This window comes from Kitasatospora sp. NBC_01250 (genome assembly GCF_036226465.1).
Classification (GTDB): domain Bacteria; phylum Actinomycetota; class Actinomycetes; order Streptomycetales; family Streptomycetaceae; genus Kitasatospora.
The window spans coordinates 1,588,584-1,604,328 of record NZ_CP108476.1 but is presented as its reverse complement, the minus strand read 5'-3'; the positions used below and the strand labels follow the sequence as shown (position 1 = coordinate 1,604,328).

General features: G+C 74.1%; 15 protein-coding genes. 9 read left to right on the top strand and 6 right to left on the bottom strand.

Annotation, left to right across the window (positions count from 1 at the left end):
* Positions 1-49 precede the first annotated feature (49 nt).
* Positions 50-2,233 (bottom strand): AAA family ATPase, encoded by a 2,184-nt coding sequence (locus OG500_RS07165; RefSeq protein ID WP_442907007.1) that lies wholly within the window; start codon positions 2,231-2,233, stop codon positions 50-52.
* A 302-nt stretch (positions 2,234-2,535) separates the two neighbouring features.
* Positions 2,536-3,189 carry a uridine kinase family protein gene (locus tag OG500_RS07160; RefSeq protein ID WP_329577839.1) on the bottom strand — a complete coding sequence of 218 codons (654 nt, stop codon included), beginning with the start codon at positions 3,187-3,189 and terminating at the stop codon, positions 2,536-2,538.
* Between the two features lie 232 nt (positions 3,190-3,421).
* On the opposite strand from OG500_RS07160, the gene OG500_RS07155 reads away from it, so the two are divergent.
* Entirely contained in the window at positions 3,422-4,591 is a 1,170-nt protein-coding gene (locus OG500_RS07155; RefSeq protein ID WP_327065551.1) for an acyl-CoA dehydrogenase family protein, read from the top strand.
* Positions 4,592-4,685: 94 nt separating this feature from the next.
* On the opposite strand, the gene OG500_RS07150 is transcribed toward OG500_RS07155, so the two are convergent.
* Positions 4,686-5,114, bottom strand: coding sequence for a hypothetical protein (locus OG500_RS07150; protein WP_327065550.1), 429 nt, complete (start codon positions 5,112-5,114; stop codon positions 4,686-4,688).
* 263 nt (positions 5,115-5,377) lie between these two features.
* On the opposite strand from OG500_RS07150, the gene OG500_RS07145 reads away from it, so the two are divergent.
* The 4 genes from OG500_RS07145 to fxsA all read left to right on the top strand — a co-directional run bounded on the left by OG500_RS07145 (position 5,378) and on the right by fxsA (position 10,240).
* Complete coding sequence (locus OG500_RS07145) at positions 5,378-5,818, top strand: Lrp/AsnC family transcriptional regulator (RefSeq protein WP_101384131.1); 441 nt, start codon at positions 5,378-5,380, stop codon at positions 5,816-5,818.
* 83 nt (positions 5,819-5,901) lie between these two features.
* Entirely contained in the window at positions 5,902-7,551 is a 1,650-nt protein-coding gene (locus OG500_RS07140) for an amidohydrolase (RefSeq protein WP_329577833.1), read from the top strand.
* A gap of 192 nt (positions 7,552-7,743) precedes the next feature.
* Positions 7,744-9,564, top strand: coding sequence for an apolipoprotein N-acyltransferase (gene lnt / locus OG500_RS07135; protein ID WP_442789116.1), 1,821 nt, complete (start codon positions 7,744-7,746; stop codon positions 9,562-9,564).
* A gap of 58 nt (positions 9,565-9,622) precedes the next feature.
* Positions 9,623-10,240 carry an FxsA family membrane protein gene (gene fxsA, locus OG500_RS07130; protein ID WP_327065548.1) on the top strand — a complete coding sequence of 206 codons (618 nt, stop codon included), beginning with the start codon at positions 9,623-9,625 and terminating at the stop codon, positions 10,238-10,240.
* 181 nt (positions 10,241-10,421) lie between these two features.
* On the opposite strand, the gene OG500_RS07125 is transcribed toward fxsA, so the two are convergent.
* The 3 genes from OG500_RS07125 to OG500_RS07115 form a co-directional block, all read right to left on the bottom strand.
* Complete coding sequence (locus tag OG500_RS07125; protein WP_101384134.1) at positions 10,422-10,796, bottom strand: RNA polymerase-binding protein RbpA; 375 nt, start codon at positions 10,794-10,796, stop codon at positions 10,422-10,424.
* A gap of 301 nt (positions 10,797-11,097) precedes the next feature.
* Positions 11,098-12,705 (bottom strand): hypothetical protein, encoded by a 1,608-nt coding sequence (locus OG500_RS07120; RefSeq protein ID WP_329577830.1) that lies wholly within the window; start codon positions 12,703-12,705, stop codon positions 11,098-11,100.
* A gap of 127 nt (positions 12,706-12,832) precedes the next feature.
* Positions 12,833-13,027: a hypothetical protein gene (locus OG500_RS07115; RefSeq protein ID WP_327065546.1), complete on the bottom strand. Its 195-nt coding sequence runs from the start codon at positions 13,025-13,027 to the stop codon at positions 12,833-12,835.
* A gap of 457 nt (positions 13,028-13,484) precedes the next feature.
* Between OG500_RS07115 and OG500_RS07110 the strand changes: the two genes are divergently transcribed.
* The 4 genes from OG500_RS07110 (at position 13,485) to OG500_RS07095 (ending at position 15,715) form a co-directional block, all read left to right on the top strand.
* A complete protein-coding gene (locus OG500_RS07110; protein ID WP_327065545.1) occupies positions 13,485-13,916 on the top strand; it encodes an ankyrin repeat domain-containing protein in 432 nt (143 codons plus the stop codon).
* A 100-nt stretch (positions 13,917-14,016) separates the two neighbouring features.
* Complete coding sequence (locus tag OG500_RS07105) at positions 14,017-14,496, top strand: GNAT family N-acetyltransferase (protein ID WP_327065544.1); 480 nt, start codon at positions 14,017-14,019, stop codon at positions 14,494-14,496.
* Between the two features lie 212 nt (positions 14,497-14,708).
* Entirely contained in the window at positions 14,709-15,041 is a 333-nt protein-coding gene (locus OG500_RS07100) for a hypothetical protein (RefSeq protein WP_327065543.1), read from the top strand.
* Between the two features lie 11 nt (positions 15,042-15,052).
* Positions 15,053-15,715: an acyl-CoA thioesterase gene (locus OG500_RS07095; protein WP_327065542.1), complete on the top strand. Its 663-nt coding sequence runs from the start codon at positions 15,053-15,055 to the stop codon at positions 15,713-15,715.
* The last annotated feature ends 30 nt before the right edge of the window (positions 15,716-15,745 follow it).

The following is a 15,745-nucleotide window of genomic DNA, read 5'->3' as shown; positions in this document are numbered from 1 at the left end:
GGGCCCGCCCGGGTCGGCCCCGTCCGTCGATCGCTCGGGCCCGCCCGGGTCAGCCCCGTCCGTCGATCAGCTCGCCGTAGGCCTGCACCAGGTCGGGCAGCCGCAACGTCGCCAGGTCCTCCCGGTTCGGGCGCTCGCGGCACAGGGTGAGCCGCAGGTCCCGGTAGGCGCAGGACTTCTCGTAGAGGGTCCGGATGAACCGCCCGTTGCCCAGCTCGTCGATCCAGCCCTCGCCGACCACGTGGGCGCAGATGCTGGCCAGCTCGTCCGCCGCGTCCTCGTCCCAGCCGTCGCCGACCCGGGCGGCCAGCGCGCTGCCGATCGCGGTGAGCTCGGCGGGGCGGTAGCTGGGGAAGTCGACCCGGGTGGTGAAGCGGGAGTTGAGGCCGGGGTTGGCGGCCAGCAGGCGGTTCATCCCCTCGGGGTAGCCGGCCAGGATCACCACCAGCCGGTCCCGGTTGTCCTCGGCCCGCTTGAGCAGCACCTGCAGCGCTTCGTCGCCGTACGCGTCGCCCTTGCTGTAGCCGGAGTTGGCCAGGCTGTACGCCTCGTCGATGAAGAGCACGCCGTCCAGCGCCGAGTCGATCAGCTCGTTCGCCTTCACCGCGGTCTGACCGAGGAACTCGCCCACCAGGTCGGCGCGCTGGGCCTCCACCAGGTGGTCCCCGGAGAGCAGGCCGAGGGCGTGGAAGACCTGGCCGAGGATCCGCGCCACCGTGGTCTTGCCGGTGCCGGAGGGCCCGGAGAAGACGAAGTGGCGCTTGGGCGGCTGCACCGGCAGGCCCTGCTCGGCCCGCAGCCCGGCCATCCGCAGCTGCGCGGAGAGCGCCCGCACCTGACGCTTGACCGGGTCCAGGCCGACCATCTGCTCCAGTGCCGCCAGTGCGGCGTCCAGCCGCCGCTGCCCGGCCGCCGGATCCTCGGGCGTGCCGGCGGCACCGCCCGCCCGGAGTGCGGCCGGTTCGCCGCGGCCCGCCTCCTGGCCGGCGCCGGGGCCACCGTCGGCGGGCAGGCCCTCGGCCGCCACGCCGTCGGTGGGCGCGCCGTCGCCGCCCCCGGCCTCGGTCCCGCCGGACCGCTCGGCCACCGGCCGATCGGTCACCTGGAGCGGCCCGAGGTCGGGCTCCTCGGCGCCGGTGCCGTTCTCCGGCCCCGCGCCCTCCAGCTCCCCGCCGCCGGGGAAGCCGGCCTCCGGACCGCCGCTCTCCGACCAGCCCGCTTCGCCGAACGCGCCCTCACTGAACGCGCCCTCACTGAACGCGCCCTCACTGAACGCGCCCTCACTGAACGCGCCCTCGCCGTAGCCCGGGTCGCTGTAACCGCCTTCGCCGAACGCCGTCTCCAGCACCCCGCCGGTCCCGCCGAGCAGGTCCAGCGCGGCGGTGTCCACCCCCGTCGGCCCCTCCGCCAGGCCCTCCCCGGCGCCGAAGGCGGGCAGCTCCTCCAGCAGTCCGAGACCGTCCTCGGCGGCGATCGCCGCCAGCCGGGCGGCGGTGTCCATGAAGGCCGGGTCGGCCCGGTGCACCGAGCGGTAGAGCGGCAGCGCGGCCGCGCTGCGCCCGGCGCCCTCGTAGGCCCGGGCCAGCCAGTAGCGCAGCTCCTTGCGCTGCGGCTGCTCCGAGCGGCAGCGGGCCAGCGAGGCGGCCAGCGGGGTCTGCGCCTGGGCGCACATGTCCAGGCGCACCCGGGCCATCCCGCCGAACAGTCCGGCCTCGATGCCGAGCAGCGGGTCGTCGAGCAACTGGTCGGTGTCCCTGATGAGTTGCTCCCAGTCCTTGAGCAGGTAGGAGCGGCAGGCGTGCAGGAAGCGCACCGAAGGGTCCTGGTCGGCGGGCGGGCACTGGACCATCGCGCGGTCGAGCTCGGCCAGGTGCCGGCCGTCCAGCCAGTGCGAGGCGTGCGCCAGCGCCAGGTCCCGCTGGTCCTCCAGCACCGGCTGCACCCACCAGCCCAGCCAGTACCAGGAGCTGAGCGGGCGCTGGTGGCGACGGCGCTGTTCGCCGAAACGTTTCTTGTGGCGGTGCATGGCCAGCAGCGCGCCCGAGGTGTCGCAGCGCAGCGCGTGCAGGCCGAGCCAGGCGTCGGCCATGCTCGGGTCGAGCCGGACGGCGGTGCGGAACTCCTCCTCGGCGCGCGCGTAGGCGCCGGCCGTGTAGGCGTCCATCGCCCGCAGCCAGGCCCGGTCGGCGGGCCCGTAGGGCCCGGTGCCGCCGGAACGGTCAAGACTGGTCACTCACGCCCCCCGTGGTGTGCACCGAGGCCCGGTCGTTGGCGGGTCAGCGCCGTGCACCCCGGACGCAGCAGCGTCTGCCCGGAATCGTACCCGCGTGACGCTGATCCGGAAGAGTGCCGTGCAAGTCCAAATCACTGGTACGCGTTGACCGTTGGCGTACTGACGGTTTGCTGTCGTGTCTGCTCGGGACCATGCCCAGCGCGGGCCGCCGGAAAACGGCGCGGCACCTCCGGCTCACGGGGGAACGAGTCGGAGGTGCCGCGTCTAGTTGCGAGATCAACAATCTCGCTCCGTGGAAGAACCTAGTTCCTTCGGCTGTCCCCGGTCAAGCGACCGCTTAGCGGGCCGCTCGAGCGATCACCGGGCGCGGTCGCGGCTGGTGGGAGCGGTTCACCGGTGCGCCCGTCCACCAGCAGGTCCGCGTGCGGACGGCTCGGGTCGGCGGCGAAGTGCGCGTTCTCGGCGCTCGACCAGTCCGCCCAGAAGTCGGCCAACTCCGGCCCGTCCCGGCGCAGTCCGCGGGCCCTGGCGTCGGCGGCGGGCAGCTCCATCCAGATCAGCGCGGCCAGCGCGGGCCGCACCGCCCGCCGCCCGGCGCCCACCCCCTCCAGCAGCACCACCGGAGCGGGGGCGATCTCGCGCGCTCCCCGGAAGCGCCGGGCACCCCAGTCGTAGGCCTCGAACCGGGCCTTCGCCCCGTGGGCCAGTGGCGTCAGCACCCAGTCCCGCAGCCGTCCGGTCCACTCGAAGAACTCCTGGTGGGTGGCCAGGTCGTCCAGGTGCACCACCGGTGCGCCGCCCAGCGCCTCGGACAGCCGGCCGGCGAAGGTGGTCTTGCCGCTGCCCGCGTGGCCGTCCACGGCGACCAGCCGCACCGCGCCGCAGGACGGTGGCAGCGCCCGCAGGCGGTCGGCGAGGGCGGTGAGCTCGGGGCCGCGGCCGTGCGGGTGATCCATGGAGCTACTGTACGGGCGCTGACCTGTGGCTTTGGGCCTGATGGCCGATTGTCGGCGGGAACAGGCGAGGGTGAAACGGGAGGGTCGTGACGGATTGCCCTTGATCGGGCATACTCGCTTGGCCAGACATGTGAACGCCCGTTCACCGCGACCCGGTCGCGGGGGTTCACCCAGCTCCCCCACCCTGCGCCCGACGGACACCCCGGGGCCCGACCGAGGAGGCGACCACCTCATGAACGCCGCACCCCCCAAGCCCGTGGAGCGCCGGCTGCCCAGCGACGAGGCCAGGGAACTGCTCGCGCTGACCCGCGAGCTGGTCGACCGCGAGCTGCGGCCCCGGGCCGCCGAGGACGAGGCGGCCGGCCGGTTCCCGCGCGAGGTGTTCCGGACCCTGGGCGAGGCGGGCCTGCTCTCGCTGCCCTACGCGGAGGAGCACGGCGGCGGCGCGCAGCCGTACGAGGTCTACCTGCAGGTGCTGGAGGAACTGGCCGCCGGCTGGCTCGCGGTCGGGCTCGGGGTCAGCGTGCACACCCTGTCCTGTCACGCGCTGGCCGGTTTCGGCAGCGAGGAGCAGCGCAAGCGCTGGCTGCCCGGGATGCTCGGCGGCACCCAGCTCGGCGCCTACTGCCTCTCCGAGCCGCAGTCCGGCTCCGACGCCGCCGCGCTGCGCACCCGTGCCGACCGCTCGGCCGAGGGCGGCGACTACCTGGTGCGCGGCACCAAGGCCTGGATCACCCACGGTGGCCGCGCCGACTTCTACAGCGCGCTGGTGCGCACCGGCGAGGACGGCCCGCGGGGCATCAGCTGTCTGCTGATCCCGGGCGACGCGCCGAACCTCTCGGCCGCTCCGCCGGAGCACAAGATGGGCATGAACAGCTCGCCCACCGCCCAACTGCACTTCGACGGCGTCCCGGTGGCCGCCGACCGGCTGATCGGCGAGGAGGGGCAGGGCTTCCAGATCGCGCTCGCCGCGCTGGACTCGGGCCGCCTCGGCATCGCGGCCTGCGCGATCGGCGTGGCCCAGGCGGCGCTCGACCTGGCGGTCGAGTACGCGGGCAACCGCAAGCAGTTCGGCCGCCCGATCGCCGACTTCCAGGGCCTGTCCTTCATGCTCGCCGACATGGCCACCCAGATCGAGGCCGGGCGCGCGCTCTACCTGGCCGCCGCCCGCCGCCGGGACGAGGGCCTGGCCTTCTCCAAGGAGGCGGCGATGGCCAAGCTCTTCTGCACCGACACCGCGATGCGGGTGACCACCGACGCCGTCCAGGTGCTCGGCGGCTACGGGTACACCCAGGACTTCCCGGCCGAGCGCTACATGCGCGAGGCCAAGGTGCTGCAGATAGTGGAGGGCACCAACCAGATCCAGCGTCTGGTGATCGGCCGTCACCTCACCCGCGGCTGAGCCGGATCGGGCCGGGGCCGGAGCAACAGCCTCCGGCCCCGGCCCGACGCGTATCCGCCGGGCCCTGCCCCAACTCGCCCCGGGGTCAGAACACCTAGGCCGTCCGCTGCAGCGGCAGCGAGCCGGCCCCGCCCACGTGCGAGAACGGCTGGGTGCGCCAGTCGAGTTCGGCCGGCAGGGTGAGCAGCGCGTCCAGTGCGTCGGCCGGCTCGGCACCGGGTTCCGGCTCGCACTCGGCCAGGTCCTCGGCGGGCAGCCCCGAACCCGCGCACAGCGCGGGGGAGAACGGGTGCCAGGCGGTCCGCAGCACCGCGTGCTGCGGCAACTGCTCCTCGTCGCCCAGCAGGGCGATCGGGCGGTCGCACTCGGGACAGTGCACCCGGATGATCTCCCAGGTCTCGGCCTCGCCCGGATCGGTGCCGGGGATGTGGCCGAAGCCCGGGACGAGATCGTCGCCCTCCGGTTCTTCGTGCGACATCAGAGTGCTGTCGGCGCCGACGGCGCGCTGCTCAGCTGCAGGCATGTGATCCCCCTTGGATCTGGCCGGGCCAACTCGGCCGGGCCACCAGCAGCCTTTCCCTGTCCCACCCGCTCATAACCCTGCAGGTCGGCGCAGGGTGATGCACTCCGGTGTGGCCTTCGCCACATCCCGCTGGCATGTGCCGCCCGCCGCGACCCGGAGCGCCGGTACGGCACCGCCGCCGGACGCGCACGCCACCCGGGCCGTCGCCCGCCGGCGCCGTGCGTGTCCGGCGCGCGCCGGGCTTTCGGGTAGGTTTGCGCCTTGTGGAGGATCTCGATCAGCGCATTGTCCAGTTGCTCGTCCAGGACGGGCGGATGAGCTACACCGACCTGGGCAAGGCCACCGGCCTGTCCACCTCGGCCGTCCACCAGCGGGTCCGGCGCCTGGAACAGCGCGGGGTGATCCGCGGCTACTCCGCGATCGTCGACCCGGACGCCGTCAACCTGGCGCTGACCGCCTTCATTTCGGTCAAGCCGTTCGACCCCAGCGCCCCGGACGACGTCCCCGAGCGACTGGCTCCGCTGCCGGAGATCGAGGCCTGCCACAGCGTCGCGGGGGACGAGAACTACATCCTCAAGGTCCGCGTCGGCGCACCCGGCGACCTGGAGGACCTGCTGGCCCGCATCCGCAGCGCGGCCGGCGTCTCCACCCGCACCACGGTGGTGCTCTCCACCCCGTACGAGGCACGGCCGCCCAAGCTCTGAGCCGGCCGGTGCGGGCGGCCGGTCGGTCCAACTCACGGGGGTACCGTCCAGAACCGGGACAACTCGGGTGCAGACTGTCCCCTATGACCGAACGCACCTCCCGCACCGTGCTGCTGCGCGGCGGCACCGTCTACAGCCCGGCCGACCCCTTCGCCACCGCGATGCTGATCGAGGGCGAGCAGATCGCCTGGGTCGGCAGCGAGGGCGCCGCCGACGCCTACGCGAGCGTCGCGGACGAGGTGGTCGACCTCGCGGGCGCGCTGGTCACCCCGGCCTTCGTGGACGCGCACGTGCACGCCACCGCCGCCGGTCTCGCGCTCACCGGCCTGGACCTCACCGACTGCCCCTCGCTGGCCGAGGCGCTGGCCCGGATCGCCGACTTCGCGCGCGGTGCCGAGGGCGTGCTGATCGGGCACGGCTGGGACGAGACCCGCTGGCCCGAGGGCCGCCCGCCGACCCTGGCGGAGCTGGACCGGGCGGCCGGTGGCGCCCCGCTCTACCTCTCGCGCACCGACGTGCACTCCGCGCTGGCCACCACCGCGCTGCGCGCCCGCACCCCGGGCCTGGCCGAGCTGCCCGGCCACCACCCCACCGCGCCGCTGCGCGCCGACGCCCACCACGCCGTGCGCCGCGCCGCGCTCGACCAGCTGACGGACGATCAGCGCCGCGCGGCCCAGCTCGCCACCCTGCGGCGGGCCGCCTCGCTCGGCATCGCCGCGCTGCACGAGTGCGCGGGCCCCGAGATCTCCTCCGAGCACGACCTGGCCGCGCTGCTGGCGCTGGCCGCCGAGGAGCAGGGGCCGGAGGTCTACGGCTACTGGGGCGAGCTGAGCGAGCGCGGTGGCGTCGAGCGGGCCCGCCGGCTCGGGGCGGTCGGCGCGGGCGGCGACCTCTTCGTGGACGGCGCCTTCGGCTCCCGCACCGCCTGCCTGCACGCCCCCTACGCCGATGCCGCCGGGCCGGACGCCTCCCAGGGGGAGGTCCCGCAGACCGGCACCGCCTACCTGACGGCCGACCAGGTGGCCGACCACGTCACCGCGTGCACCGAGGCCGGTCTGCAGGCGGGCTTCCACGCGATCGGCGACGCCGCGGTCGACGCCGTGCTGACCGGCGTGCGCACGGCCGCCGACCGCCTGGGCGTGGCCCGGGTCAAGGCGCTGCGCCACCGGGTGGAGCACGCCGAGGCCCTGGACGACAAGACCATCGCGGCCTTCGCCGAGCTCGGCCTCACCGCCTCGGTGCAGCCGGCCTTCGACGCCGCCTGGGGCGGCGAGGAGGGCATGTACGTCCAGCGCCTGGGCAGCGAGCGGGCCCGCGCGCTCAACCCGTTCGCCGCGCTGCTGCGCGCCGGCGTGCCGCTGGCCTTCGGCTCCGACGCCCCGGTCACCGCGCTGGACCCGTGGGGCACGGTGCGCGCCGCCGCCTTCCACCGGACCCCCGAGCACCGGATCTCGGTGCGGGCCGCCTTCGCCGCGCACACCCGGGGCGGCTGGCGGGCGCTGGGCCGCGACCAGGAGGGCGTGCTGGTCCCGGGCGCCCCCGCCACCTACGCGCTGTGGCGTGCCGGCGAGCTGGTGGTCCAGGCGCCCGACGACCGGGTGGCCGGCTGGTCCACCGACCCGCGCTCCGGCATCCCCGGCCTGCCCGACCTCACCCCGGGCACCGAGCTGCCGCGCTGCCTGCGCACCGTGGTGCGCGGCCGGACCGTGTACGAGCGGGCACTCTTGGGCTGACCTGCGGATTCTCAGACAACGGCGACTTCCGGTCGGTGCCGCCCGGCGGGTACGGTCGTGCCAAAACCCAGCGCGGGAACCCGCGCGCCCGCCCGGCCGGAACCGCGTTCCGGCCGGGTTCCCGCACAGGTCCGACCCACGAAGGTCGGGTTCGGCACCAACGTCCGATTCAGCCAGAGAGATGGTGCGCAGGTGGCATTGCCCCTCGACGAGGCTCCGCACGCCCTTGACCCGGAGCCCGGGAAGAGCACGCCGCAGGAGCCGCAGCCCGCGCCGGCGGGCCGACTTCAGCGCCTGCGCACCAAGGTGCGCGGCGGCTGGCGCCGCAGCGCGCTGGCCGCCGCGGCCGGGCTCGCGCTGGCCGCCGCCTTCCCGCCCTACGACGTGTGGCCGCTGTCGGTGCTGGCGGTCGCCGCGCTGTCGCTGCTCACCCGGGGCCGCACCTTCCGCCAGGGCGCCTGGACGGGCTTCGCGTTCGGCCTGCCGTTCTTCCTGTGGCTGCTGGACTGGATCCGGGTGATCGGATCGGACGGCTGGGTGGCGCTCTCCGCCATCGAGGCGCTCTTCCTCTGGGCGCTGGGCGGCGGCCTCGCGCTCACCTCGCGGTTGCGCTGCTGGCCGCTGTGGGCCGCCTGCCTGTGGGTGACCGAGGAGTGGGCCCGCGACCGGGCGCCGTTCGGCGGATTCCCGTGGGGCCGGCTGGCCTTCGCCAACACCTCCAGCCCGTTCACGCCGCTGGCCGCGCTCGGCGGCGCACCGCTGGTCACCTTCGCCGTGGCGCTGACCGGCACGCTGCTCGGCTACCTCGCCCTGCCCTGGCTGCGCCGCCTGGCCGCCCGCCGCTCGGCCCCGGCGGTCGAACCGGCCGGCGGCCGGGGCGCTGGCCAGGGTGTCGCGGCAGCCGCTGATCCGGCCGCCGAGCCCGCTGCCGCCCCGCCGGCCGACCAGCGCGACGAGCCGGTCACCCCCGCCGCGCCGCGCCCCCGCCACCGGGTGCTGCTGCCGCTCGGCGCGGGTGCCTGCGCGGCGCTGATCGTGGTCAGCGGCTACGCCGTCCCGGTGCCCACCACCTCCAAGGACACCGCCAAGGTCGCGGTCATCCAGGGCAACGTCCCGCACCCCGGGATGGACTTCCTGGGCCGCCCGATGCAGGTCCTGGACAACCACGCCGCCGAGACCGAGGCGCTGGCCGCGAAGATCAAAGCCGGCCAGGCGCCCCAGCCCGACCTGGTGATCTGGCCGGAGAACTCCTCCGACCTCGACCCCTACAGCGACCCGCTGGCCTACGAGCGGATCACCGAGGCGGTGCGCACGATCGGCGTCCCCACCCTGGTCGGCGCGCTGGTGGACGGCCCCGACGCCCAGCACGTGCAGAACGAGGGCATCGTCTGGGACCCGATCAGCGGCCCCGGCGCGCACTACACCAAGCAGCACCCGGTCCCGTTCGGCGAGTACGTGCCGTTCCGCTCGGTGCTGGCGAAGGTGATCACCCGGTTCCAGCGGGTGGCGCACGACTTCTACCCCGGCAAGGGCACCGGCGTCATGCAGCTGGGACCGGCCCGGATCGGCGACGTGATCTGCTTCGAGGTCGCCTACGACGAGATCGTCCGGGACACCGTCAACGACGGCGGCCGGGTGCTGGTGGTGCAGACGAACAACGCCACCTACGCCCGCAGCGGGCAGCCCGACCAGCAGTTGGCGATGTCCAGGCTGCGGGCGGTCGAGCACGGGCGGGCCGTGCTGATCGCCGCGACCAGCGGCATCAGCGCGATCATCCGCCCCGACGGCAGCATCGAGAGCCGCACCAGTGAGCTCACCGCTGCCGCGCTCAGCGCCGACGTGCCGCTGCGCGACGGCAAGACGCTGGCGGACCGGCTGGGCGCGGCGCCGGAGTGGGCGCTGGCCGTCATCGGCCTGCTGGCCTGCGGCGCCGCCGTGCTGATCGAGCGCCGTCGCCGGCCCGGCAGCGGAACACAGCCGACCGCCGAACCGTTGTCCACGGTGGCGCCCTGAGCGCTCGGGAGCGGCCCGAGTGGCGGGCGGGGGCGTCGCGATGGAGTGGACTCGTACCGTGACCCAGCACGTTGACCCGACCCGCGTTCCCGGCCAGCCCGGGGCCCCGAGCCGCCGCCGCGGCCGACTGCGCCGTGTGCTGCCGCTGCTGGTGGCCGCCTGGCTGGTGCTGGAGATCTGGCTGGTGATCCAGGTCGCGTCGGTGACAGGGTGGCTGGCGGTGCTGCTCCTGCTGCTGCTCGGCGTCGTGGTCGGCGGGCGGCTGATCAAGCGCGCCGGGCTGAAGGCGCTGCGGGCGGCCTCCGCCTCCTTCGAACAGGGCGCGGTGCCGCCCTCGGGCGCGGCCGAGACGGGCACCAGCCTGACGGTGCTGGCCGGGCTGCTGCTGATCCTGCCCGGCTTCCTCTCCGACCTGATCGGGCTCACCCTGCTCTTCCCGCCGACCCGGTCGCTGTGGCGCCTGGCCGGGCGCCGGGCGGCCGTCCGGGTGCTGCGCACGCCCGGTGGCGGCGACCCGCTGGCCGACGCGCTGCGGCTGCAGGAGCAGATGCGGATCCACCGGCCCGACGGCAAGATCGTCCAGGGCGAGGTGGTCGACCCGGCCGATCACCAGGGCGGTGCCGGGTCGGCCTGGCGCCCGGGCGAGGACGACCAGCGACCGCCGCTGGGCCGCTGACGGAGCCCGACCCGACGGCCGGTCCGCGCCGTTGACGGCGCGGACCGGCCCGGGCGTCGGACGGCTTCTCGGACGGCTCACAGAGAGCCCTCGGACCTCAGCGGTCCGAGGGCGTCCGACCGGACATGCACGTGGGCCCCGATCCGGATGGATCGGGGCCCACGTGTTCGTGCACTTCTGGTCAGGCGCTCTTACGGGTGTCCCGCGGGTGGACCGCCAGGTTCATCCCGCCGGAGCGGAGCACGGCCAGCCGCTCGGCCAGCACCTCCTCCAGCTCCTCGCGTGTCCGGCGCTCCATCAGCATGTCCCAATGGGTCCGGGTCGGCTTGGTCTTCTTCTCCTCCGGCTCGTCACCGTCGAGCAGGACGGCCTCGGTGCCGCAGAAACGGCACTCCCACACCGAGGGGATCTCCGCCTCGACGGAGAAGGGCACCTCGAACCGGTGTCCGTTCTGACATGCGTACTCGACGGTCTGGCGCGGAGCCAGGTCAATGCCACGGTCGGTCTCGTAGCTAGTGGCGCCGAGTCGCGTGCCTCGGAGAGCTCGCTCGCTCATGAATCGTGCCTCCAGGGCTTATGGCCCACAGGACTAGTTGGGGTCGCTGTCTTCGTCGTTCGGTCAACGCTCGACTTGCGACGAAGATTCCCGTCCCGGGACATGCGTCGTCTGTCGTGCCGCCCCTGTTTGTACCCATCTCCGTCCGATTTGTCACATCTGGACTGGGTTATCACCCTGAGTGTCACGAAATTCGCGCCCCGTGACCGAATCGGCTTTCTTAACGTGCAAGGACGGCTTGCCGGAGCGTATCGGGGTGCTTGCCGAATTGGCCATTCGTCCAGCTCATCCGGCTGCCGGTTCAGCGCGGGTTGCCCAGCTCCGCCTTGCGCAGCTCCACCCGGGACGCGGTGGCCCCGGCCGTGGGCGGGACGGCGGGCTGGGCCACCTGGGGCTGGTGCTGCGGAAGCGGCGGGGCGGCGGCCTCGATCCGGGTGTCGCGGTGCGGCATCAGGGCGATCACCGCGTCCCGCAGCCGGGGCGGTGCCTCCTCGTCCAGCGGGTCGACGGTGGCCGGCACCTGGAGGCGGACCGGTGGCTGGCTGCCGATCCGGGCGTAGCCGCGCCCGGGCGGGGTGTGAGCGGCGGGCACCAGGTCCAGGGGCACGCCGAGGGCGAGCCGCAGGTCCTGCGCGCCGTGGCCGCCGAGCACCACCCGGGCCCGGGCGGCCGCCCGCACGGTGGGCGAGATCCGGTCCACCGCCTCGATCGCGTCCACCACCACCACGGTCACCCGGGCCGCCCGGCCCTGTCGCAGCGGCAGCTCCAGCAGGCCCTGCGGGTCGGGCCGGCCCTCGGCCTGGGCCAGCTCGGACAGCTCGGTGGGGTGGTCGAGCAGCAGCCACAACGGGCGGGTGGCGTCGGCCGGCGCGGGCTCGCCGTGGTAGCGGGCGGCGTTCAGCGCGGCCAGCCGGCGCTCGGTCTCCCGGGCCGCCCAGTCGAGGGCGGCCAGCGCGCCGCGCAGGCTGGTCTCCACCGTGTGCACGCCCGGGCGGTTGACCAGGCAGGCGTGCTCGCCGGTGCCCGCGCCGTCGATCACCAGCACGTCGCCGTGGGCCAGCGCCTGGAGCGCGATGGTGCGCAGCAGGGTGGAGGTGCCCGAGCCGGCCGAGCCCAGCGCCAGCAGGTGCGGCTCGCCCGAGCGGGCGCCGGTGCGCCAGATCACCGGCGGCTGGTGGCCCGAGCCGCCGTCGTGGCTGACCGGGATCATCCGCTGGGTGGCCTGCGGGTCGGTGAAGCCGAGCACGATCTCGCCCGGCGTGGTCACCCAGGTCTGCGCGGGGACGTTGCCGGGCAGCGGGGCCAGCGCGGTGATCTGCAGGCGGCTGCACTCCAGGTCCCAGTCGAAGCGGTACTCCCGGGCCCGGCCCGCCTTGGCCTGCACCACCTGCTCGATCCGGGCCCGGGCGGCGGGTTCGGTGTCGGTGAAGTAGGCCGGGTAGCCGAGCTCCAGGCCGGCGAGGCGGCCCTCGGCGTCGAAGGACCAGGTGGCGAAGGCGTCCTGGTACCGGCCGTCGGGGCGGTAGAGCGGGCAGACGTCGTCCGGCGCGGCCAGGTAGGGGGTGAGCGCGGCGTAGAGCGCGGGCAGCTTGACGTCGGCCGGGTCGGGCTCGGGGACGGGGGCGGGCTTGCGCTCGCGTCCGCTCCAGGCGGCGCTGGCCACCAGGGCGACCACCGCGAAGAGCGGCCCGTGCGGCAGCAGCACCACGCCGACCAGCGCGGCGACGGTGAGCAGCAGCGTCGGGCCGCGCCGCTCCTTGGGCGTGGCCTGCCAGCGGGACCTGGCCCAGTCGGTGTGCCGGCGCAGGCCGCGCGCGATCAGGGTGAGCGGCGCGAACATGTCGGCGGCGTGGTCGCCCGCGGTGCGGGCGAGGTCGCGGCTGCGGGTCAGGTGGCGATTGAGGGACATGGTCCTGTGACTCCCCGGGCGATCGGACGGGCTGGGCGGCGGGACGGCCGCTGTCCGCCGCCGGCTGGCGGCGGGCCGGCGGCGGCCCGGGGCGGTGGGACCCGCACCCGGACCGCCGGTGCGCGGCTCAGAACTTCAGGCCGCCGACCAGGTTGGCCAGGCTCGCGCCGCCGGCCTGGATGCTCGGCGCGATCGCGGTGCCCGCGAGGTAGAAGCCGAAGAGGGCGCAGACCAGGGCGTGCGGGACCTTGAGGCCGTCCCGGCGGAAGAAGAGGAAGGCGATGAAGCCGAACAGGACGACGCCGGAGATGGAGAGGATCACGGGGACTGCTCCTCGGTGAGGCGGGACAGGGGCCACTGCCGTGGACTGGCAGCGCCGGGGCGTTCCCCTGCTGCCACACAGTTGGGACAGTGTCACGGAAAGTGCCACAATCGTGACAAAAAGTAATAGATGATGGAACGGGGCAAATGGGTGGTCTTCCGGCGAACCCGCAGGCCGGGGGTGGGAACGCGGGTTCGGGCCGGCGCCCGGTGTGGGCCGGGCGGGCGGTTTTCCCGCCTTTTCCGTCGCGGTGGGTGTGACCGGCGTGAATCTCCCGCGGCGCGCCGAATTCGCTCGAACGGCGGCGCGGCCCGGGCCCACGCGTGTCGGGTCGGCGTCCGGCGCGGCACGGCTTGCCGGGCGGGCCCCAGGGCGGGCTCTGGTCACGAAGATCGCGGACGACTACCGTTCCGAGGGCTGGACCGCTGGTGTCCGCCACCGATCGAAAGGGCTTGTGATGACCGACTCAGCCGAATCCCTGCCGTCCGCCGCCGGCGCCGAGGAGCCCGAGGAGGCCGCGCTGATCGAGCTGGCCGGCCGGATCTTCGAGGCCGCCCGCGGTGGCGACGCCGAGGCGCTGGGTGCCTTCCTGACCGCCGGGGCTCCGGTGAACCTGGCCAACGACCGCGGTGACACGCTGCTGATGCTGGCCGCCTACCACGGCCACGCCGCCGCCGTGCGCCTGCTGCTCGACCGCGGTGCCGACCCGAACCAGGCCAACGACCGTGGCCAGACCCCGCTGGCCGGTACTGTCTTCAAGGGGGCCGACGAGGCGCTCGACGCCCTGCTGGCCGGTGGCGCCGACCCGCACGCCGGTCAGCCCTCGGCCTTCGACACGGCCCAGATGTTCGGCAAGCAGGAGCTGGTGGAGCGGTTCTCCGGCCGCTGAACCACGCGTGGCGGCGGATCCCGGCGGGGTGGTGCCAGGGGTGCTTGGTAGAGGAAAAGGTCCAATCATCGGATAATCCGGTGGCCTTATGATTGCCGTCATGGAGCTGCGGATCACCGGATACGACCACCCCGACGCCGAACTGCTGACCGCGGAGGTGCAGCAGGAGTACGTCCGCCGTTACGGCGACATGGACATCACCGAGATGCGGGCCGAGCACTTCGCGGACCCGCACGGGGTCTTCGTGGTCGGCTATCTGGACGGTGTGCCGGTCGCCTGCGGCGGCTGGCGGGTCAAGGACAGCAGCTATCCGTACCTGCGTGACGGCGATGTCGAGCTCAAGCGGATGTTCGTGGTCCCGACCGCCCGGGGCCGGGGCCTGGCCCGGCTCGTGCTGCGCCACCTGGAGGCGGCGGCCGGCGCGGCCGGGCGCACCCGCGTGGTGCTGGAGACCGGCACCGAGCAGCCCGAGGCGGTGGCGCTGTACGAGTCGGAGGGATACCGGCCGATCACCAAGTTCGGCGTCTACCGGGATGCCCCCGAGTCCATCTGCCTGGGCAAGGAGCTCGACCCCCGCTGAATTCCGCGCGCGGTGCCGCCGATTGGCTGGTTACTTGACTGATGACGGTGAATTATCCGTACTCCGGTCGTGGGGAACTGCCATCAGGTGGCGGAAGATTCGTGAATTGGGCGGTTGGACTGGGTTAGCGTCGTCCTCGCTGCGTCCTTGGGCACTCCCGGTAAACCCGGGTGTGCCCGTCCCTGTCCAACCCCTATTTCTCGGGAGACACCGTGCACGACAATTGCCAGCCGGAAAGCACTGCGGTCGCCGCCGACGGGGTCCAGCTCGCGGTGAACGCGCTCGCCGAATTCCCCGTCAAGGGTGGGGCCGGAAACATGGCCGGGCGCATCGCCGCGGCTGCCGACCTGTGCCGGGCGGTGGACAAGGCGCTGGACACCCTGGTGGTGCGGATCGCGGCCGAAGCCGCCGAGGAGGGCTGGACCGCGGGCCGGATGCGGGCCGCGAACGCCGGCTACCACGCCCGCCTGGAGCAGGCCCTGGCCGGGCCGCGGCGCAGCGCCGGCTCGGTCGGGGCGGCCGCCCGCACCCAGGCCAACGGGTGAGGGGACACCACATGACGACGCACCGCAACGCCCACGTCCTGCACTGCCCCACCCGCTGGAGCGATGTCGACCAGAACGGGCACATCAACAATGCCCGACTGGTCGGCTACATCCAGGAGGGAATCTACGACCTCTTTCACCACCACGCGCAGGCCGTTCAGGATTCGCTCTTTTCGGCGGGTTTCCTGATCGCCCGGCACGAGATCGATTATCTGGAACAGTTGCACCACCGGCCGGAACCGCTGCTGGTGCGGTTGATGGTCGAGCGGCTCGGCCGCAGTTCGGCACACGTTCGGGTGGACGTCTGCCGTGACCCGTTCACCTACATGACCGCACGGACCGTCGTGGTGGCCAGGGACCGCGCCTCGGGGCGGTCGCGCAAGCTCAGCCAGCCCGAGCGGCGGTTCCTGTCCGACTATCTGACGGTCACCCCGTCGGTGATGGCCGCCAGCAAGCCGCGGGTGCCGACCCCGTCGGTGCTGGCCGGTTCCAAGCCGCGGATGTCGACGCCGTCCGTGGCGGCCGGCCCCAAGCCGGTGACGGCCCGCTCGGTGCTCACCTACCAGAGCACCTCCGCGACCCGCCCCGGCACCGTGCCGCGCGGCCAGGGCCAGCAAGTGCGCAAGGTGCCGCTGCCGAGCCGGCTGCCGGCCCGGGTGCTCTGCCGGGCCTGACCCGGTGCCCGCCGCGGCCGGACCCCGTCG

Bases quoted from the DNA above. Each gene is read 5' to 3' on its own strand.
- OG500_RS07120 (WP_329577830.1), bottom strand. From the start codon at position 12,705: ATGTCCCTCAATCGCCACCTGACCCGCAGCCGCGACCTCGCCCGCACC.
- OG500_RS07095 (WP_327065542.1), top strand. From the start codon at position 15,053: ATGACGACGCACCGCAACGCCCACGTCCTGCACTGCCCCACCCGCTGG.
- OG500_RS07110 (WP_327065545.1), top strand. From the start codon at position 13,485: ATGACCGACTCAGCCGAATCCCTGCCGTCCGCCGCCGGCGCCGAGGAG.
- OG500_RS07125 (WP_101384134.1), bottom strand. From the start codon at position 10,796: ATGAGCGAGCGAGCTCTCCGAGGCACGCGACTCGGCGCCACTAGCTAC.
- OG500_RS07150 (WP_327065550.1), bottom strand. From the start codon at position 5,114: ATGCCTGCAGCTGAGCAGCGCGCCGTCGGCGCCGACAGCACTCTGATG.
- OG500_RS07160 (WP_329577839.1), bottom strand. From the start codon at position 3,189: ATGGATCACCCGCACGGCCGCGGCCCCGAGCTCACCGCCCTCGCCGAC.
- OG500_RS07105 (WP_327065544.1), top strand. From the start codon at position 14,017: ATGGAGCTGCGGATCACCGGATACGACCACCCCGACGCCGAACTGCTG.
- OG500_RS07155 (WP_327065551.1), top strand. From the start codon at position 3,422: ATGAACGCCGCACCCCCCAAGCCCGTGGAGCGCCGGCTGCCCAGCGAC.
- OG500_RS07140 (WP_329577833.1), top strand. From the start codon at position 5,902: ATGACCGAACGCACCTCCCGCACCGTGCTGCTGCGCGGCGGCACCGTC.